The organism is Dactylosporangium sp. NPDC005572 (assembly GCF_040605515.1).
Classification (GTDB): Bacteria; Actinomycetota; Actinomycetes; order Mycobacteriales; family Micromonosporaceae; genus Dactylosporangium.
The window spans coordinates 1-14,807 of record NZ_JBEXCY010000099.1 but is presented as its reverse complement, the minus strand read 5'-3'; the positions used below and the strand labels follow the sequence as shown (position 1 = coordinate 14,807).

General features: G+C 73.4%; 13 protein-coding genes. 9 read left to right on the top strand and 4 right to left on the bottom strand.

From position 1 onward, the window contains the following. Positions 1–74: 74 nt before the first annotated feature. The gene (locus ABZS66_RS35525; protein ID WP_354765515.1) at positions 75–1,736 is read right to left on the bottom strand and encodes a thiamine pyrophosphate-binding protein; all 1,662 of its coding nucleotides are present in this window, start codon (positions 1,734–1,736) and stop codon (positions 75–77) included. A gap of 369 nt (positions 1,737–2,105) precedes the next feature. Continuing rightward, a complete protein-coding gene (locus ABZS66_RS35520) occupies positions 2,106–3,806 on the bottom strand; it encodes a hypothetical protein (RefSeq protein ID WP_354765513.1) in 1,701 nt (566 codons plus the stop codon). A gap of 159 nt (positions 3,807–3,965) precedes the next feature. Here ABZS66_RS35520 and ABZS66_RS35515 point away from each other — a divergent pair, with 159 nt between their 5' ends. Next, on the top strand, positions 3,966–4,928 hold the full coding sequence (locus ABZS66_RS35515) for an alpha/beta hydrolase (RefSeq protein WP_354765511.1): 963 nt from the start codon (positions 3,966–3,968) through the stop codon (positions 4,926–4,928). 131 nt (positions 4,929–5,059) lie between these two features. On the opposite strand, the gene ABZS66_RS35510 is transcribed toward ABZS66_RS35515, so the two are convergent. After that, positions 5,060–5,893, bottom strand: a complete 834-nt coding sequence (locus ABZS66_RS35510; protein ID WP_354765509.1) for an SMP-30/gluconolactonase/LRE family protein — start codon at positions 5,891–5,893, stop codon at positions 5,060–5,062. Between the two features lie 158 nt (positions 5,894–6,051). On the opposite strand from ABZS66_RS35510, the gene ABZS66_RS35505 reads away from it, so the two are divergent. The 5 genes from ABZS66_RS35505 to ABZS66_RS35485 all read left to right on the top strand — a co-directional run bounded on the left by ABZS66_RS35505 (position 6,052) and on the right by ABZS66_RS35485 (position 10,440). After that, positions 6,052–6,978 carry a YndJ family protein gene (locus ABZS66_RS35505; protein ID WP_354765507.1) on the top strand — a complete coding sequence of 309 codons (927 nt, stop codon included), beginning with the start codon at positions 6,052–6,054 and terminating at the stop codon, positions 6,976–6,978. A 330-nt stretch (positions 6,979–7,308) separates the two neighbouring features. Then, on the top strand, positions 7,309–7,731 hold the full coding sequence (locus ABZS66_RS35500) for a hypothetical protein (RefSeq protein WP_354765505.1): 423 nt from the start codon (positions 7,309–7,311) through the stop codon (positions 7,729–7,731). A gap of 148 nt (positions 7,732–7,879) precedes the next feature. Next, positions 7,880–8,131, top strand: coding sequence for a hypothetical protein (locus ABZS66_RS35495; protein WP_354765503.1), 252 nt, complete (start codon positions 7,880–7,882; stop codon positions 8,129–8,131). Between the two features lie 297 nt (positions 8,132–8,428). Further along, the gene (locus tag ABZS66_RS35490; protein WP_354765502.1) at positions 8,429–9,013 is read left to right on the top strand and encodes a PadR family transcriptional regulator; all 585 of its coding nucleotides are present in this window, start codon (positions 8,429–8,431) and stop codon (positions 9,011–9,013) included. Then, positions 9,010–10,440, top strand: coding sequence for an FAD-dependent monooxygenase (locus ABZS66_RS35485; RefSeq protein WP_354765501.1), 1,431 nt, complete (start codon positions 9,010–9,012; stop codon positions 10,438–10,440). Before ABZS66_RS35490 ends, ABZS66_RS35485 begins: the two co-directional genes overlap by 4 nt. Here the strand turns inward: ABZS66_RS35485 and ABZS66_RS35480 are convergent. Continuing rightward, positions 10,403–11,791 carry an MFS transporter gene (locus ABZS66_RS35480; protein WP_354765500.1) on the bottom strand — a complete coding sequence of 463 codons (1,389 nt, stop codon included), beginning with the start codon at positions 11,789–11,791 and terminating at the stop codon, positions 10,403–10,405. The two genes, ABZS66_RS35485 and ABZS66_RS35480, sit on opposite strands and share 38 nt — an antisense overlap. Positions 11,792–11,863: 72 nt before the next feature. On the opposite strand from ABZS66_RS35480, the gene ABZS66_RS35475 reads away from it, so the two are divergent. The 3 genes from ABZS66_RS35475 (at position 11,864) to ABZS66_RS35465 (ending at position 14,558) form a co-directional block, all read left to right on the top strand. Further along, positions 11,864–12,436, top strand: coding sequence for a helix-turn-helix domain-containing protein (locus tag ABZS66_RS35475; protein WP_354765498.1), 573 nt, complete (start codon positions 11,864–11,866; stop codon positions 12,434–12,436). Positions 12,437–12,481: 45 nt separating this feature from the next. Next, entirely contained in the window at positions 12,482–14,014 is a 1,533-nt protein-coding gene (locus ABZS66_RS35470; protein WP_354765496.1) for a DUF1707 domain-containing protein, read from the top strand. 61 nt (positions 14,015–14,075) lie between these two features. Then, positions 14,076–14,558 (top strand): SigE family RNA polymerase sigma factor, encoded by a 483-nt coding sequence (locus ABZS66_RS35465; protein ID WP_354765494.1) that lies wholly within the window; start codon positions 14,076–14,078, stop codon positions 14,556–14,558. Positions 14,559–14,807 lie beyond the last annotated feature (249 nt).

Below are 14,807 nucleotides of genomic sequence, written 5' to 3'. Positions count from 1 at the left end.
GCCCCGGGGCATCGCGACCGCCCCGTTTTACGGCGTCCCTGCCGGGGCGGCGTCGGCTTTCGGCTTTCGGCTTTTTACGGCACGCCTGCCGGGTGGTAGTCGGTCGACGACATCTCCTTGCCGAGGCGGACCAGCGGCTCGGGGGCGTCCAGCTCGTCCATCACGGCCTCGATGAAGACCAGCCGGTCCCGCTTGTCTCCGGCCGTCTCCAGGGCCCGGATCAGCTCGGCCTCGGTCGTGGCCCGTGCGGTGACCGCGCGGCCGGCCGGGTCGAACGCCTCGACCAGCTTGTCGTACCGCCAGGGCGCGATGGTGTTGTACTCCGCGTGCGCGCCCAGGATGCACCGCTCCACCGTGTACCCACCGTTGTTGATCATCACGACCACAGGCGTCAGCCCGCGCCGCAGCACGGTCGACAGCTCCTGCGCGGTCAGCTGCAGCGAGCCGTCCCCGATCAACAGCACGTGCCGCCGCGCCGGCGCCGCGAGCAGGGTGCCGAGCAGCGCCGGCAGCGTGTAGCCGATCGAGCCCCACAGCGGCTGTCCCACGAACGAGCACCCGCGCGGCAGCATCAACGCCGAGCTGCCCGCGTACGAGGTGCCCTGGTCGGCGATCACGACGTCGCCGGGCTCGAAGAAGCCGGCCATCCGGGTCCAGAACCGCTCCTGGACGAGCCGGCCCTCCTGCGGCTTCGCGGCCGGCGCCGTGACCCGGCGGGCCTGGGTGATCGTCGCCGCCGGGCGCGCGCCCGCCCCGGCGAGGACCTGCATCGCGTCCGTCATGGAGAGGTGGGGGTACTGCCGGCGGCCGGCTGACGACGCCGTCGGGTGCACGGCGACGATGCGGCCGGGGTCGATGTCCGGCACCCCGCCCGTAACCGTGTCGGCGAACTGGGTACCGATCGCGAGCAGGCAGTCCGCCTGCTCGACGACCCGCCGCACCTGGGGGTCCCCGATCCGCCCGGTGTACCCGCCCACGAACTGGTCGTGGTCCTCTGGGAAGACGCCCTTCGCGGTGCTGAGCGCGGCGACCGGACAGCCGAGCGCCTCGGCGAGCTTGAGCAGCTGCGGCGCGTGGCCGTACCGGTCCACTTCGGGCCCGACGAGCAGCGCAACGGATGTGGCCGCCCGCAGCCGCTCCCCCGCGTCGTCGGCGAACCGCGCCAGCACCGCCGGGTCGGTCGTCGGCTCCGGCAGCGCGAGCGGCCCGTCCGGCGCGTCGATCGTCTGGTACGCGACGTCGCACGGCAGCATGAGGTACACCGGCCGCTTCGTGAGCCAGCACAGACTGAGCGCCCGGTCGATCTCGATGGCGGCGTTGTCCCGGTCGAGCATCACCTGCGCCGCCGTGAACTGCGCCGCACAGGCCGCCGCCCGCCCGAACTCCCCGTCCCCGGCGGTATGGTGCACGGCCCGCTTGTCCCGCATGACAAACGTCGCCGGCGTCCCGACGATCGACACGACCGGCACCAGCTCCGCGAACGCTCCCGCAACGCCGTTGAGCGCGCTGAGCTCCCCGACGCTGAAGGTCGTGACGACGGCGCCGATCCCGTTGAGCCGCGCGTACCCGTCCGCCGCGTACGCAGCGTTCAGCTCGTTGCAGTTGCCGACCCACTCGATCCCGTCCGCGGCCTCGATCTGGTCGAGAAACTCCATTTCGTAGTCACCGGGCACGCCGAAGACGTGCCGGACCCCAACCTCCCGCAGCCGCCGCAGAAGATGGTCACCAACCGTCATTTCCGCCATGCCCGGGCCACTACCCGCCGCCAGAACCTTCATACGCCGCCCACTGCCTGGCACGCCCACGCACGCCCACGCGGTCACTCGCCCAACCGCGAGCCCTCCCACCGCGCATTCATTCGCTGGCGCGGTCGCCCGCTCGCCCGGCCACCCACCCACTCGCCGCGCTTTGGCTAGCACGCCCACGCGGTCACTCGCCCAGCCGCAAGCCCTCCCACCGCCCACTCTCTCGCCACGCCCACACGGTCACTCGCCCGACCGCGAACCCTCCCGCCGCGCATTCATTCGCCCAGCGCGGTCGCACGCTCGCCCGGCCGCCCACTCGATCGCTGGCGCGGTCGCATGCCCGGCCGCCTGCCGGCCGGCTCAGCCGTCCCGCTCAGCCGGCCGCCTACCAGCCCGGCCAGCCTTTCCGGTCGCCCGCGCACCTGGCGGCCCGCTTACTCCCTCCCTCACTCCCTCACTCGCGAAGCCGACGTTGTCCTCCACCATGGCCGAGCCGCACGGTAAGCGCTCGGGCGCGGCGAGCCCGAGATCGGCGAACGTCAGGCGGTCCCGCCACACCCGCCGCAGCACGTCTTTCATGAACGCGACCGTGAGCAACTCCGCCGGGCAACGCCGATACCCGAACCCGAACGGCGCATACCCGGCGCTGTCACACACCGGGCTCGCCACTCCCCCGGCCACGCTGTACACCGCGCCGAACTCCCCGTTGACGAGCACCACATCACGGCCGTCACGGACCGCGAACGACGCCGGCTCGAACGGACACCGCGCCAGCCCCGCCGCGCCACTGCGGGCGTCGGCACTCGTCGGCGCGCTGCGATACCGGCCGGGGTCGAACTCCAAGGGCCGCTCCCAATGCCGCGGATCGGTGCTCGCCGCCACGTGCGAGGTGAGGATCAGCGCGGGGCTCAGCCCAGGGTCCGCACCAGCGAACAGGCCCGCGTCGGGGTCGCGCCGTGGGCTGGACGCGGCATCGCGGTCCGATCTAGCAAGCAAGCCAGCGCCGGGGCCGCGCGCTGGCCCGGGCGCGGCATCGCGGTCCGAGCCAGCGAGTGGGCCGGAGCCGGGGCTGTGCGTTGGGCCGGGCTCGGCGTGGCGGGCCGAGCCAGCGAGTGGGCCGGAGCCGGGGCTGTGGGTTGGGCCGGGCTCGGCGTGGCGGGCCGATCCGGTGGCTGGGGCGGGCGTTGCGTCGTCCGCCTGGTCCTGGCGGCGCAGCGCGGACACGGTGGCCGGGTTCGGTGAGACAGTGCGGAACAGCTCCATCACGAAGTGGTCGAGCGCCGTGAACGGGGTGCCGCTGTCCGGGTCGGCCATCGTCGCACGGAACGCCTCGGCGATCTCCGGCTCTGCGAGGCGCGGGACGAAGCGGTGCAGCGCGTAGGACCATTGGCCCATGGCGAGGAGGTCGTGCAGGCACTCGATCACGATGTCCTCGCGCCGCAGGCCGTTGCGGAGCCAGTAGTACGCGAACGTGGCGTCGTCGGCGGCGTCGAGACGACCGTCGATCCAGCGGCGCACCGCAGGGCGCAGCTCTCGCACGCGCAGGTAGTTGCGGTACACCAGTGGATCCGTCGGCGGCCCGAGTGCGAGGACGGCGGCGAAGGCGGCGCCGAACTCGCGGACGTCGGGCGGGATCGCGTCGCCGGTCGCGCCGAGGTGGAGGTCCCAGAAGAGGTCGTCGTAGTGGGCGAAGTACTCCCGCAGCAGCGGCCGCCCGGCGTTGGCCGGGGCGAAGAGCCGGTCGAGGAACGCCAGCACCTTGCCGCGGTAGCGGGCGTCATACAGGTCGGGTGTGGTCGCCGCCATGAAGATGCGCTTGCGCTGGTTGTCCGGGCCCCGTCGCGCGTAGTCCTCCACGAACACGGTGGTGCCCTCGGACTCCGGAGCGGGCCGCCACCCGTCGTAGAAGAGCCCCCACAGGTGCGGGCCGAGCGCCTGCTCCTTGCTCAGCGCCAGGTCGACCATCGGCAGCGTGGGCGTCTCGCCGACGTATCGCATCGACCGCTCGAACGGCCGGACCACCGCGGCGATGTACGCCAGGTCGAACGCGGACGGCGTCATGGCACCCACGCTACGGACGGCGCCCGGCACCCGCCTCACCCAGAAGTCACTCAGCATCCGGTGGAGGCGGCCCGAGCCCGGGGCATCTCCCCCGGCGAACGGGAACCGGCGACCGGGCGGTGCATGTCCCCCGGCGAACCGAGACCTTTTGGAGGGACCATGCCGGTCTACGACCGAACCACGATTCCGGAGTCCGTCGGCCGCGGCAAGCTCGACCCGGAGCTCGCCGCCTGGCTGCCGACCGGGCCCACACTCGGCGCCGACGTGCCGGTCGCGCAGGGGCGGCGCGACCACGCCGTGCTCGGCGAGGGACCGTGGCCGCCGATCGGCGAGGTCGACACGCTGGTGCTGCCCGGCCCGCACGGGTCGCTCACCGTCCGCCGGCACAGCCCGACGAGGCCGGCGAGCGATCCGATCGGCGCCATGGTCTACGTGCACGGGGGCGGCTTCACCTACGGCACACTCGACGAGTTCGAGACCGCGATGCGCATCATCGCGGAGCGCGCCGGGATCGCCACGTACGTGGTGGACTACCAGCTCGCGCCCGAGGCGAAGTATCCGGTGCAGATCGACGAGATCGAGTTCTTCGTGCGCTGGCTCTTCGACAACGCCGCACAGGAGGGCGTCGATCCGGGGAAGATCGGGCTCGGCGGCGACTCGGCCGGCGGCAACATGACCTGTGTCGTCGCGCTCAAGCTTCGCGACGAGGGCGGGCCTCAGCTGGCGCTGCAGGTGCCGCTCTTCCCGGAGGCGGCGTTCCCGGGCGACACCCTCGCCGGCAGCGAGAACCGCACGGGGCTCTACCTGGAGACGAACGGCATCTACGAGATGGTCCGCAATCTGCTGAAGAACACGGACGACGGCCGCGACCCATACGTCACCCCGATGTACGCGCCGTCGCACGCGAACCTGCCGCCGACGATCCTCGTCACGAACGGCTTCGACCCGCTCCGCGACGTCGGTCATGCCTACGCCCGCAAGCTCGCCGCGGCCGGCAACAACCTGACCTACGTCCACAACCCCGACCTGACCCACGGCTTCCCCCAGTTCACCCGCTACTCCGCGGCCTGTCACCGGGCGACGGAGGAACTCGCCGACCTCATCAACGCCCGGATCGGATGACCGAGTCTCGCAGCCGGCTGGTGTCGGCACGGTGTCGTTCGCCGACACCGTGCTGACACCGCCGACCCGCGAGACTCGACCCCGTGAGACAGGGATCAGGCCTGACCGCGGGCCCGAAACGCGGTTCCGGGTCAGGGCCAGCCGGCGCCCGGGACGTCGACCTCCAGCGCGAGGACCTGCCCGGATCCGGGGGTCACCATCTCGGCCTCGGTCATGCCCTGCCACTCGGCGGCCGTGATGTACAGGGTGGTGCCGCCCAGGACGCAGGCGAAGGCGCCGCGGTCGAGGGTGACGGTCTGCAGGACCTTGCCGCCCTCGGCGACGCGGACGCAGCGGCGGTTGGGCACGTCGGCGTACCAGACGGCGCCCTCGGCGTCGACGCAGATGCCGTCCGGGAAGGCGTCGCCGAGGTCGGCCCAGACGCGGCGGTTCGACAGGGTGCCGTCCGGGGCGATGTCGAAGCCCACCAGGGCGTGGCGGTAGGAGTCGGCGACGATCAGGGTGGCGTTGTCGGGCGTGACCGCCATGCCGTTGGGGAAGGCGATGTCGCCGGCTGCCCGCTGCACCGAACCGTCCGCCGCGGCCAGGAAGACCTCACCCGGCCGAGCCTCCTCGCCGGCCGTCGGGTCGAAGTCGACCCGGTTCACGTAGACGTTGCCGCGGCCGTCGGCCACCACGTCGTTCCAGCCGGGCCGGCCGAGCTCGGCGTGCGTCGTGAGGGTGCCGTCGGCCTCCCGGCGCAACAGCCGGCCGTCGGCGGACGAGACGATCACCATCCGGCCGTCGGGCAGCCACGCCGTGCACAGCGGCAGGGACGCGACCCGCACGACCACCTCGGCGCGGCCGTCCGGGCCGACCGCGAGGACCTCGCCCGCGGTCCAGTCCGAGAAGTACAGCCGGTCGCCGTGCCACCGCGGCGCCTCCACCAGCCCGCGCCCGCTCACCAGCGTCCGCATCTCACGCATCCGCTCTCACCGTCCTCGCGCACCGCCGGCCCGACGCCGGCGTCCCACCACTACACGAACGACAACCGCCCGGATCGACACCGGACGCCAGGATGCCATGTTGAACATGTTCAAGTCGGCGACTACAGTCGAGTTGAACATGCTCAAGGAGGCTCGCCGTGCTGTTGAACGCGCTGTTGTCGCTCGGCATGCTCGTCGTCGTGCCGCTGGGGCTCGACCTCGTCGACCAGCCGTGGCCCTGGCGCCGGCGGGCGCTGTGGCTGCTCGGGGCCGCTCCGGGCGCCCTGTCGGTGTGGCTGCCGCGCGGCTGGCCGGCCGTCGCGCTGGCCGCGGTGTACCTGCTGGCGACCCTGTGGCTCGCCGCCGCCATCCCCGGCCGGCTGACGGCGCTGTGGATGCCCTGGGTCGTTGGCCGGCGCTCGGGCCGCCTGCGGGTGCCGGCGCCGCGGGAGATTGCCGTGCTGACCGCGTTGGCGTCGCCCGCGGTTGCCGCCAGTTCGCTGGTTGCCGAGCGGGGCGGGTATCGGCTGTTCGGGTTCCGGGTCGAGATCCTGTCGCTCACCGTTGCGCACTTCCACTACGCCGGGTTCGCCGCGGCGCTCGTGGCCGGGCTGGTCTGCCGGCTCAGCGGGGACAGCCTGGCGGGACGGGCGGCGGCGCTGTCCGTGCCGGGCGGGATCGGGCTGGTGTTCGTCGGGTACTTCACCACCAGGTGGGTCGAGCTGGCCGGGGCGGTCGTGCTCACCGCCGGGATGTGGCTCACGGGCTGGCTCACCGTGCGGCAGCGCGGTGACGCCGACGGGCTCGCCGACGACCGCACCACGCGGGTGTTGCTGGTGACCTCGGCCCTCGTACTCGGAGTCACGATGCTGCTGGCCGTCGACTGGGCGCTCGGGCGGGCGACCGGGCTGCCGCACCTGTCGCTCTCCTGGATGATCGCCACGCACGGGGTCGGCAACGCGCTGGGGTTCGCGTTATGCGGGATCCTCGCCTGGCGGCGGACCGTGCTCGGCCCGCACCGTCAGGCCACGCCCGGAGTCGGCCGCCTGACCGGGCCGAGCCGCCTGACCGAGCCCGGCCACTAGACCGAGGCCGGGCACCAGACCGAGCCGAGCCGATGCGGGTGCGGCAGCAGGGGTGCAGCGGGTGTCCGTCGGCGATGGCCTGTTCGGCAAACCGCGCCGGGCCGCCTGACCGAGGCTGGTCACCAGACCAAGCCGAGCCGGCAAACCGGCCGCGCCAGCAGACCGAGCCGCGCCAGCAGACCGAGCCGAGCCAGCAGACCGGGCCGGGTCACCAGGCCGAGCCGAGCCAGCAGACCGGGCCGGGTCACCAGGCCGAGCCCGGCCTACGTAGGGGCGGGCGACCCCAGCCGGCGGGCGGCGCCTGAGGCGGGGGCTCGTTAGGCTGCCGGGATGCGGTCCGTCGCCTCGTCCTGGGAGCTCATCGAGCGGTGGTTGCGGCGCCATGCGCCGGCGAGCGCGGCCGTGCTGGCGCCGCCTGCCGGTGACGGGCAGATCGGTGACGCTGCGGCGGCCATGGGGCTGGTGTTTCCGGACGACGTCGTCGAGTCGCTGCGGTGTCACGACGGGCTCACCGAGTGGGCGAACATCTTTCCCGAGCAGCCGCCGCTCTCAGCCGGCGCGATGGTCGGGCACTGGCAGATGTGCATGGAGATCGCCGAGGACGTCGACGGGTTCGCGCCGTCGCCGGCCACCGGGGACACGACAACGGCGGCGACTTCACCGATGCCTGGGCGGGCTGTGCCGACTACCTCGCCGCGACCGCCGAGGCACTGGCGAGCGGCGGCGGCGTGCGGGACTGGCGGCCGTACCTGACGCAAGACGGACAGCTCTGGTGGGACCTTGCCGACAACACAGCGCTCAACGGCGAGCCACTGACCCCCGCACCACCGCTCTGAGCAGCCAAAAGGCCCACAGAGGGGACCAAACTGCGGTTGCGGGGGCCGACTAGCCTCCGCCAAGCATGAGCGACACTCGCGTTGCCACCCCACATAGACTGCAAACGATCAGCTGGATCGTCGCCGCCGCGCTCGCGGCCGTGAGCCTGGCCCACGTCTTCACCGTCGTCCGCGCGTACGACACCTCTGAACCCGGCACCGGGCGGGTCGTGCAGACGCAGACCAACTTCGGCCTCAGCGTCTTCTCCGGCGAGGAGCTCGGGGCGGTTGTGCTGAACTCCGCCCGCGCGCTGGTGCTGATCGTCTTCATCGCCTGATCGTCAGCCTCTTCAGCTACACGGAGTCGACCACCTGGTCCGACGGCACGACCCAGGTCACCACCCCGACGGGCGTCGCGATCGTGACGGCGGCCGCCGGCATCATCTCCGCGATCACGGGCGCCCTCCTCGTCCGCCGCGTCACCACCTGGCAGGACGGCAACCCGGCTGCCGCCTGAACCCCACGCACCGACACCGCCGCGCGCAGTCCCGGACGGGGGCTGCGCGCGTTCGTGTTGACGGGGCATGGTCGCCTCCTTATAGTCGGATCCGGCTATTAGGAACCGAGGATGTGACGTGGCCAAGCGGAAGATCTCCAACACCCTCGCGCTGGCGGTGCTCGGCCTCCTCCAGGAGCGGGACATGCATCCCTACGAGATCGCGTCCACGCTGCGCGAACGCAGCAAGGACAGCAGTTTCAAAATCAACTCCGGCTCGCTGTACGACACCGTCGAGGCGCTCGTCCGGCACGAGTGGATCGAGCCGGTCGAGACCATGCGGGACGGGCGGCGGCCGGAGCGGACCGTGTACGGGCTCACCGACCTCGGCCGCAGCGAGTTCGTCGTGTGGATCGACGAGCTCATCCGGGTGCCCGTCGCGGAGTACCCGAAGTTCATCGCCGCCGTCTCCTACCTGGGCGCGCTCGGGCCGGAGGGCGCCGCCGACGCGCTCGCCGAGCGGGCCGGGCACCTGGCGCAGCGGATCGCGGAGGGCCGGGCGGCCCTGGCCGCGACCGTCGGCGCCGGGCAGGTGCCGCGACTGTTCATGATCGAGGTCGAGTACGGGCTGCACGCGTGGGAGGCCGAGCTGGCGTGGACGCAGGGCATCCGCGACGAGATCCGCGCCGGGTCGCTGACGTGGCCGACCGGAGGTACCACATGATCGACGTCATCATCGTCGGAGCCGGGCCGGCCGGGCTCCTGCTCGCGGGTGAGCTGCGCCTCGCGGGCGTCGGAACCGTCGTGCTCGAACGGCACGAGCGCCGGCCGGACTTCTGCCGCGGCTTCAACCTCAACGCCCGCGCGCTCGACCTGCTGGCCCGCCGCGGGCTGGCCGACGCGCTCATCGCCGAGGGCTGGCAGGTGCCGCACGCCGCGTTCTCCGGCCTGCCGGTCACGCTCGGGCTGGCGGGCACGCACACCGACCACCCGTACTCGCTGGGCATCCCGCAGACCCGCGTCGAGGAGGTCCTCGAAGCGCACGCGACCGCGCGCGGGGCCGACCTGCGGCGCGGGCACGAGGTGCGCGGCCTGCGCCAGGACGACGACGGGGTCGAGGTCACGGTCGCGGCCGGTGACGGCGGGTACCGCCTGCGGGCGCGGTACGTCGTGGGCTGCGACGGCAGCCGCAGCACCGTGCGCAGGCAGGCCGGCATCGCCTTCCCCGGCACGCCGGCGACCCGCTGGTCGCTGCTCGGCGACGTCGAGCCGGCCGACCCGCTGCCGTTCGGCGTGTCCAGCGGCCCGGGCGGCTGGGTGTTCGTGATCCCGCGCCCCGGCTACGTCCGGATCATCACGGCCGACCACGGTACGGAGAGAGCCGCGCCGACGCTCGATGAGTTCCAGGCCGCGGTCGAGACCGCCCTCGGCCGGCCCGTCCCGATCCGGCAGGCGCGCTGGCTGGCCCGCTTCGGCGACGCCGCGCGGCAGGCCGCCGAGTACGTCCGCGGCCGCGTCGTCCTGGCCGGCGACGCCGCCCACATCCACCCGCCGGCGGGCGCGGTCGGCGTCAACGTCGCGCTCGACGACGCGTTCAACCTCGGCTGGAAGCTCGCCGCGACCGTCAAGGGCACCGCTCCGGCGCACCTGCTCGGCACGTACCACGACGAGCGCCACGCCGCCGGCGAGCACGTGCTGGCCAACACGCAGGCTCAGGTACTGCTGGGTGAGGCCGACGGCAACGTCACCGACCTGTTGACGCGGGTCGCCCGGCACCCGGACGGCAACCGGGCGCTCGCCGAGACCGTGACGGGCCTCGACACCCGCTACCCGATGGTCCCCGCCGCCGACCACCCGTGGCTGGGCCGCCTGGCGCTGTCCGGCGACGGCACGCTCGCGGCACTCCAGGAGCGGGGCCTGGGCGTGCTGGTCGGCGCTGAAGACGTGGCCGACCTCGCGGAGATCGCGCGACCCTGGGCCGACCACGTGGTGGTGACGCCGGGGTCGGATCGGCCGCCGCTCCTCGTGCGCCCCGACGGCCACACCGCCTGGGTCCAGACCGACGGTGCCGAGGGCCTGCGCGAGGCCCTCGAGCACTGGTTCGGCCCGCCGGTCAGTGGTGCGCCTCGGCCGGTGCCGTGCGCGGCATGAGGGTCACGACCGGGACGCTGAGCGCGACCAGGGCCAGCACGACCACGAGGCTGACCTTGGTCGCGTGGTCGAGGCCGGCGGTCGCGGTGTGGAAGAAGATCGACGTGACGGCGGCCGAGCCGAGGCCGGCGGCGAGCTGCTGGACCGAGCTCAGCGAGCCGCTGGCGCTGCCGGCCTCGTCGGCGCCGATGTCGCCGAGGGCCACGTCGAAGACGGTGCTGTAGCACAGGCCCATGCCGACGCCGACCACGAACACCGCCGGGGCGAGCGCCCATCCGCTCAGGCCGGTGCCTGAGGCGGCGACCAGGGCGAGGATCCAGCCGGCGCCGAGCAGCACGACCGCGAGGCCGATGTAGACGAGGCCGCGGCCGAGCCTGGCCACGAGGCCGCCCATCGCGGCGAACGCCGAGGCGATGATGCCGAGGCTCAGCGGCAGCAGGGTCAGCGAGGCACCGCGCGGCGAGGCGTGCAGGCCGGCCTGGATGAACAGCGACAGCACGTACACCAGGCCGGTCGTCGCCGCGAACACCGCGAGGCCGACCAGCAGGCCCGACGTGAAGCCGCGGTTGCGCAGCAGCGACGGCTTGACGATCGGGTCGGGTGCGGTGCGCTGGCGGTACGCGAACGCGGCGAAGCAGGCGAGCCCCGCGGCGATCGCGGCGACCGGACCGGCGGTCCAGCCGTTCGTGGAGCCCTCGATCAGGCCGTACAGCAGGCCGAACATCGTCCCGGCGAGCAGCCCGGCGCCCCAGCCGTCGACGGCCGTGGCCCGGTCGCCCTCGTCGCGCGGCAGGATCCGGGCGGCGACGGCCAGCCCGACGCCGCCGAGGACCAGGTTGACCAGGAAGATCGGCCGCCAGGACAGGCCGAACAGGTCGGCGTCGATGATGAACCCGGCGAGCACCGGCCCGCCGACCGTGGCCACCCCGAGCAGCGGCCCGAACAGGCCGAACGCCTTCGTCAGCATCTCCCGCGAGAACGTCGCGGTCATGATCGCCATGCCCTGCGGGATGAGCAGCGCGCCGAACGCGCCCTGGGCGATCCGCCCGGCGATGAGCACCGCCGGGCTGGGCGCGAGGCCGGCGACGGCCGAGGCGGCGGTGAAGCCGGCCATGCCGACGAGGAACAGCCGCCGCCGGCCGAACCGGTCGCCGAGCCGGCCACCGACGACCAGCAGGACGCCCATGGCCAGCATGTACGCGGTGCCGAGCCACTTGATGAGCACCTCGCCGCCGCCGAGGTGCCCGGCGATGGTCGGCGCGGCGATGTTCGTGACGGTCGAGTCGATCATGTCGAGCCCGTCGGCAAGCAGCACCAGCCCGAGGATCGCCCACATCATGCGCGTGTTCATGCCTCCGAGCATATGCAGAGTCACTCTACAGTCAAAGTGACTTTAGTTTCAGAGTCGGTGTAGAGTGTGGACGTGACGACGACGGGGCGGCGCGAGCGGAAGAAGGCGCAGACGCGCCAGGCCCTCGCCGACGCCGCGCTGCGGCTGTTCCTGGAGCACGGCTACGACGGGGTCACCGTCGCGCAGATCGCCGACGCCGCCGACGTGTCCCTGGCCACGCTGTTCAAGCACGTGCCCGACGGCAAAGAGGCGCTGATCTTCGACGACGGCACCGAGCGGCGCGAGGCCCTGGTCGCCGCGGTCCGCGACCGGCCGGCGGGCACGCCGCTGCTCACCGCGCTGCACGGGTTCCTGGCCGGCCGGGGCGCCTTCGCCGCCGACCTGACCCCGGAGCTGCTCCACAAGAGAGATCTCATCGTCGGTACCGCGGCGCTGCGCGACTATCAGCGAAAGCTCTGGATGGCGGCCGAGCCGGCACTGGCCGAGGCGATCGCCGCCGAGTCGGACCGCACGGCGACCGATCCGGCCGTGCGTGCCCTGGCCCGGTATGTCCTGCAGATCCCCGACCTGGCGGGCACGGACCCCGACCCGCAGGCGTCCCTGGCCGCGATCATCCGCCTGCTCGACGCCGGCTGGCGGGACTAGCTGTCGCGACCGCTGACCGGCGTGGCGGCCGTATCATCCGTGTTCGTGAACCTGGGGTGGTCCGACGGCGGGTACGGGGAACTGCGGGCCTCGGACGCCGACCGGGACGAGGTGCGGCGGCTGCTCGGCGTCGCCCGCGCCGAGGGGCGGCTCGACGGCGCCGAGCACGAGCGGCGGGCCGGTGCGGTGCGGGCCACGAAGACCCGCGCCGACCTGGTGCGGCTCACGACGGACCTGCCCGAGCGCAAGGGCGTGCGGGAGTGGGTCGACCGGATGCGGGTGCGCGGGGCGGACCGTGACGACGCCCGCCGGTGGCTCGCCGACGCGGCGGCGCAGGGCCGGCTCACCGACCAGGAGCACGGGCGGCGCCTGGCCGCACTGTCCACAGTGGATACCTACGACGAGCTCAAGGCACTGGTCGACGGGCTGCCGGGCCGGGCCGGCACGGCGCGCGGCGAGCGGCTCGCCGGCACGGCCGACCGGGAGGCCGCGTTCGAAGCGCTCGCCGCGGCGGTCGCCGACGGGCGGATCAACCCGTTCGAGGCGCCCGCGCTGGAGGCCGACATCAAGCAGGCGCGGCGGGTCGGCGCCCTCGACGCGGTGCTCGCCGGGCTGGCGGCGCGGGCCAGCGACCAGGACCGGCAGGACGTCGTCGCGGCGCTGGCCGCGGCGCACCGCGGCGGCCAGCTGGACGCGGCCGAGTACGCCGACCGGGCCGACCGGGCGCACGACGCGGTCCGCGACGACGACCTGGTGCCGCTGACGGCGGACCTGCTGGGTGACGCGCGACGGCTGGCCGAGTCGGACCGGCAGGAGGCCGCCGACGCGCTCAAGCGCGCCCTCGACGAGGGCCGGCTCGACCTGGCCGAGTTCGACGAGCGGGTCCGCGCCGCGCACGCGGCCACGACCACCGCCGACGTCGCGCCGCTGCTGGCCGACCTGACGACCCCGCCGCGGCCCGCGCGGCGGCACTGGTGGGACGCGCTGTTCGACCGCGTGGTGCTCAACTCCGCGCTCGTCACGGCGCCGCGGCACAGGCTGCTGAAGCTGCTCTGGTACGCCCTCACGTCCGCCACGCTCGCGACGTACGGGTACCTCATCGCCTGGAACTTGGTCATCGCGCTGGCGGCGCTCTGGCTGCCGCTGTTCCTGGTGCTGCTGCTCGAGATCGGCCTGGTGAACCTGCTCGCGGGCCCGCGGCGGGCGCGGGAGCAGGCCATCCTCGAGCAGCTGCGCGCGGACCTCGACCGGCTCAGCGGAAAACACCGGGGCATCACGCTCGAGTACCCGGCCGTGCAGGAGGTCGTCGACGACGACGGGAAGCCGGCGACGAAGGACCGCAAGGGCGTGGCGCAGATTCGGGTCGAGCTTGACGGCACCGACGAGCTCGACCCGGCCGTCCGCGACGAGATCGTCCGCCTGTTGTGGCACAGCCGCCTCTACCCGCTCGACGAGATCTGGTTCGGCGAGCGGTACACGACGATCACCCTCGGCACCGCGCAGCTCGGCGGCGCCGAGGCGGAGCGGCTGCGCCACCGCCACGGCCCCCGCCCGTACGGCCCGTACCCGAAGTCCTAGTCAACCTTTCGCGGGGGCGGTGCGTGCATGCTGTGACGGCGTCCGAGCGGGAGGCGGCAGCGTGGAGGGCTTCGAGCAGTTCGTGCGGCTGCGGTACACCGAGTTGCTGCACACCGCGTACCTGCTCACCGGGTCGGTCGCGGCGGCCGAGGATCTGGTGCAGACCTGTCTGCTGAAGGTGATGCCGCGGTTCGACCGGATCGCCGACCCGCTGCCGTACCTGCGCCGGGCCATGGTCAACCAGCGCACCAGCTGGTGGCGGGCGCTGCGCCGGGAGCTGCTCAGCGCCGAACCGCCGGACCGGGCCGGCCCCGACCCGACGGGCGGGTTCGCGGACCGCACGGCGCTGGTCGCCGAGCTGGCCCGGCTGCCGGAGCGGATGCGGGCGGTGCTCGTGCTGCGGTACTGGGAGGACCTGTCCGAGGCCGAGGCCGCCGAGGTGCTCGGCTGCTCGGTCGGCACCGTGAAGAGCCAGGCGTCGCGCGGCCTGGAACGGCTGCGCAGCCTGCTGGAGGCCGGCGAACCCCAGAGGAGGGCGCGATGAGCGGTTCCGGAGCGCAGCGGAGGAGGCCGCTCATCATGGGGCTCAGTTTGGAGCTCGTGTGGCCGGAGCGGAGCGGAGGTCACATGAGCGGTTCCGGAGCGCAGCCGAGGAGGCCGCTCATCATGGGCGCAGGATGGAGCTCGTGCGGCCGGAGCGGAGCGGAGGTCACATGAGCGGGCTGGAGGAGCGGCTGCGCGAGGAGATGGCCCGCTCGGTCGCCGGGGTGCGGCCGGCGCCCGACCCGCTGGG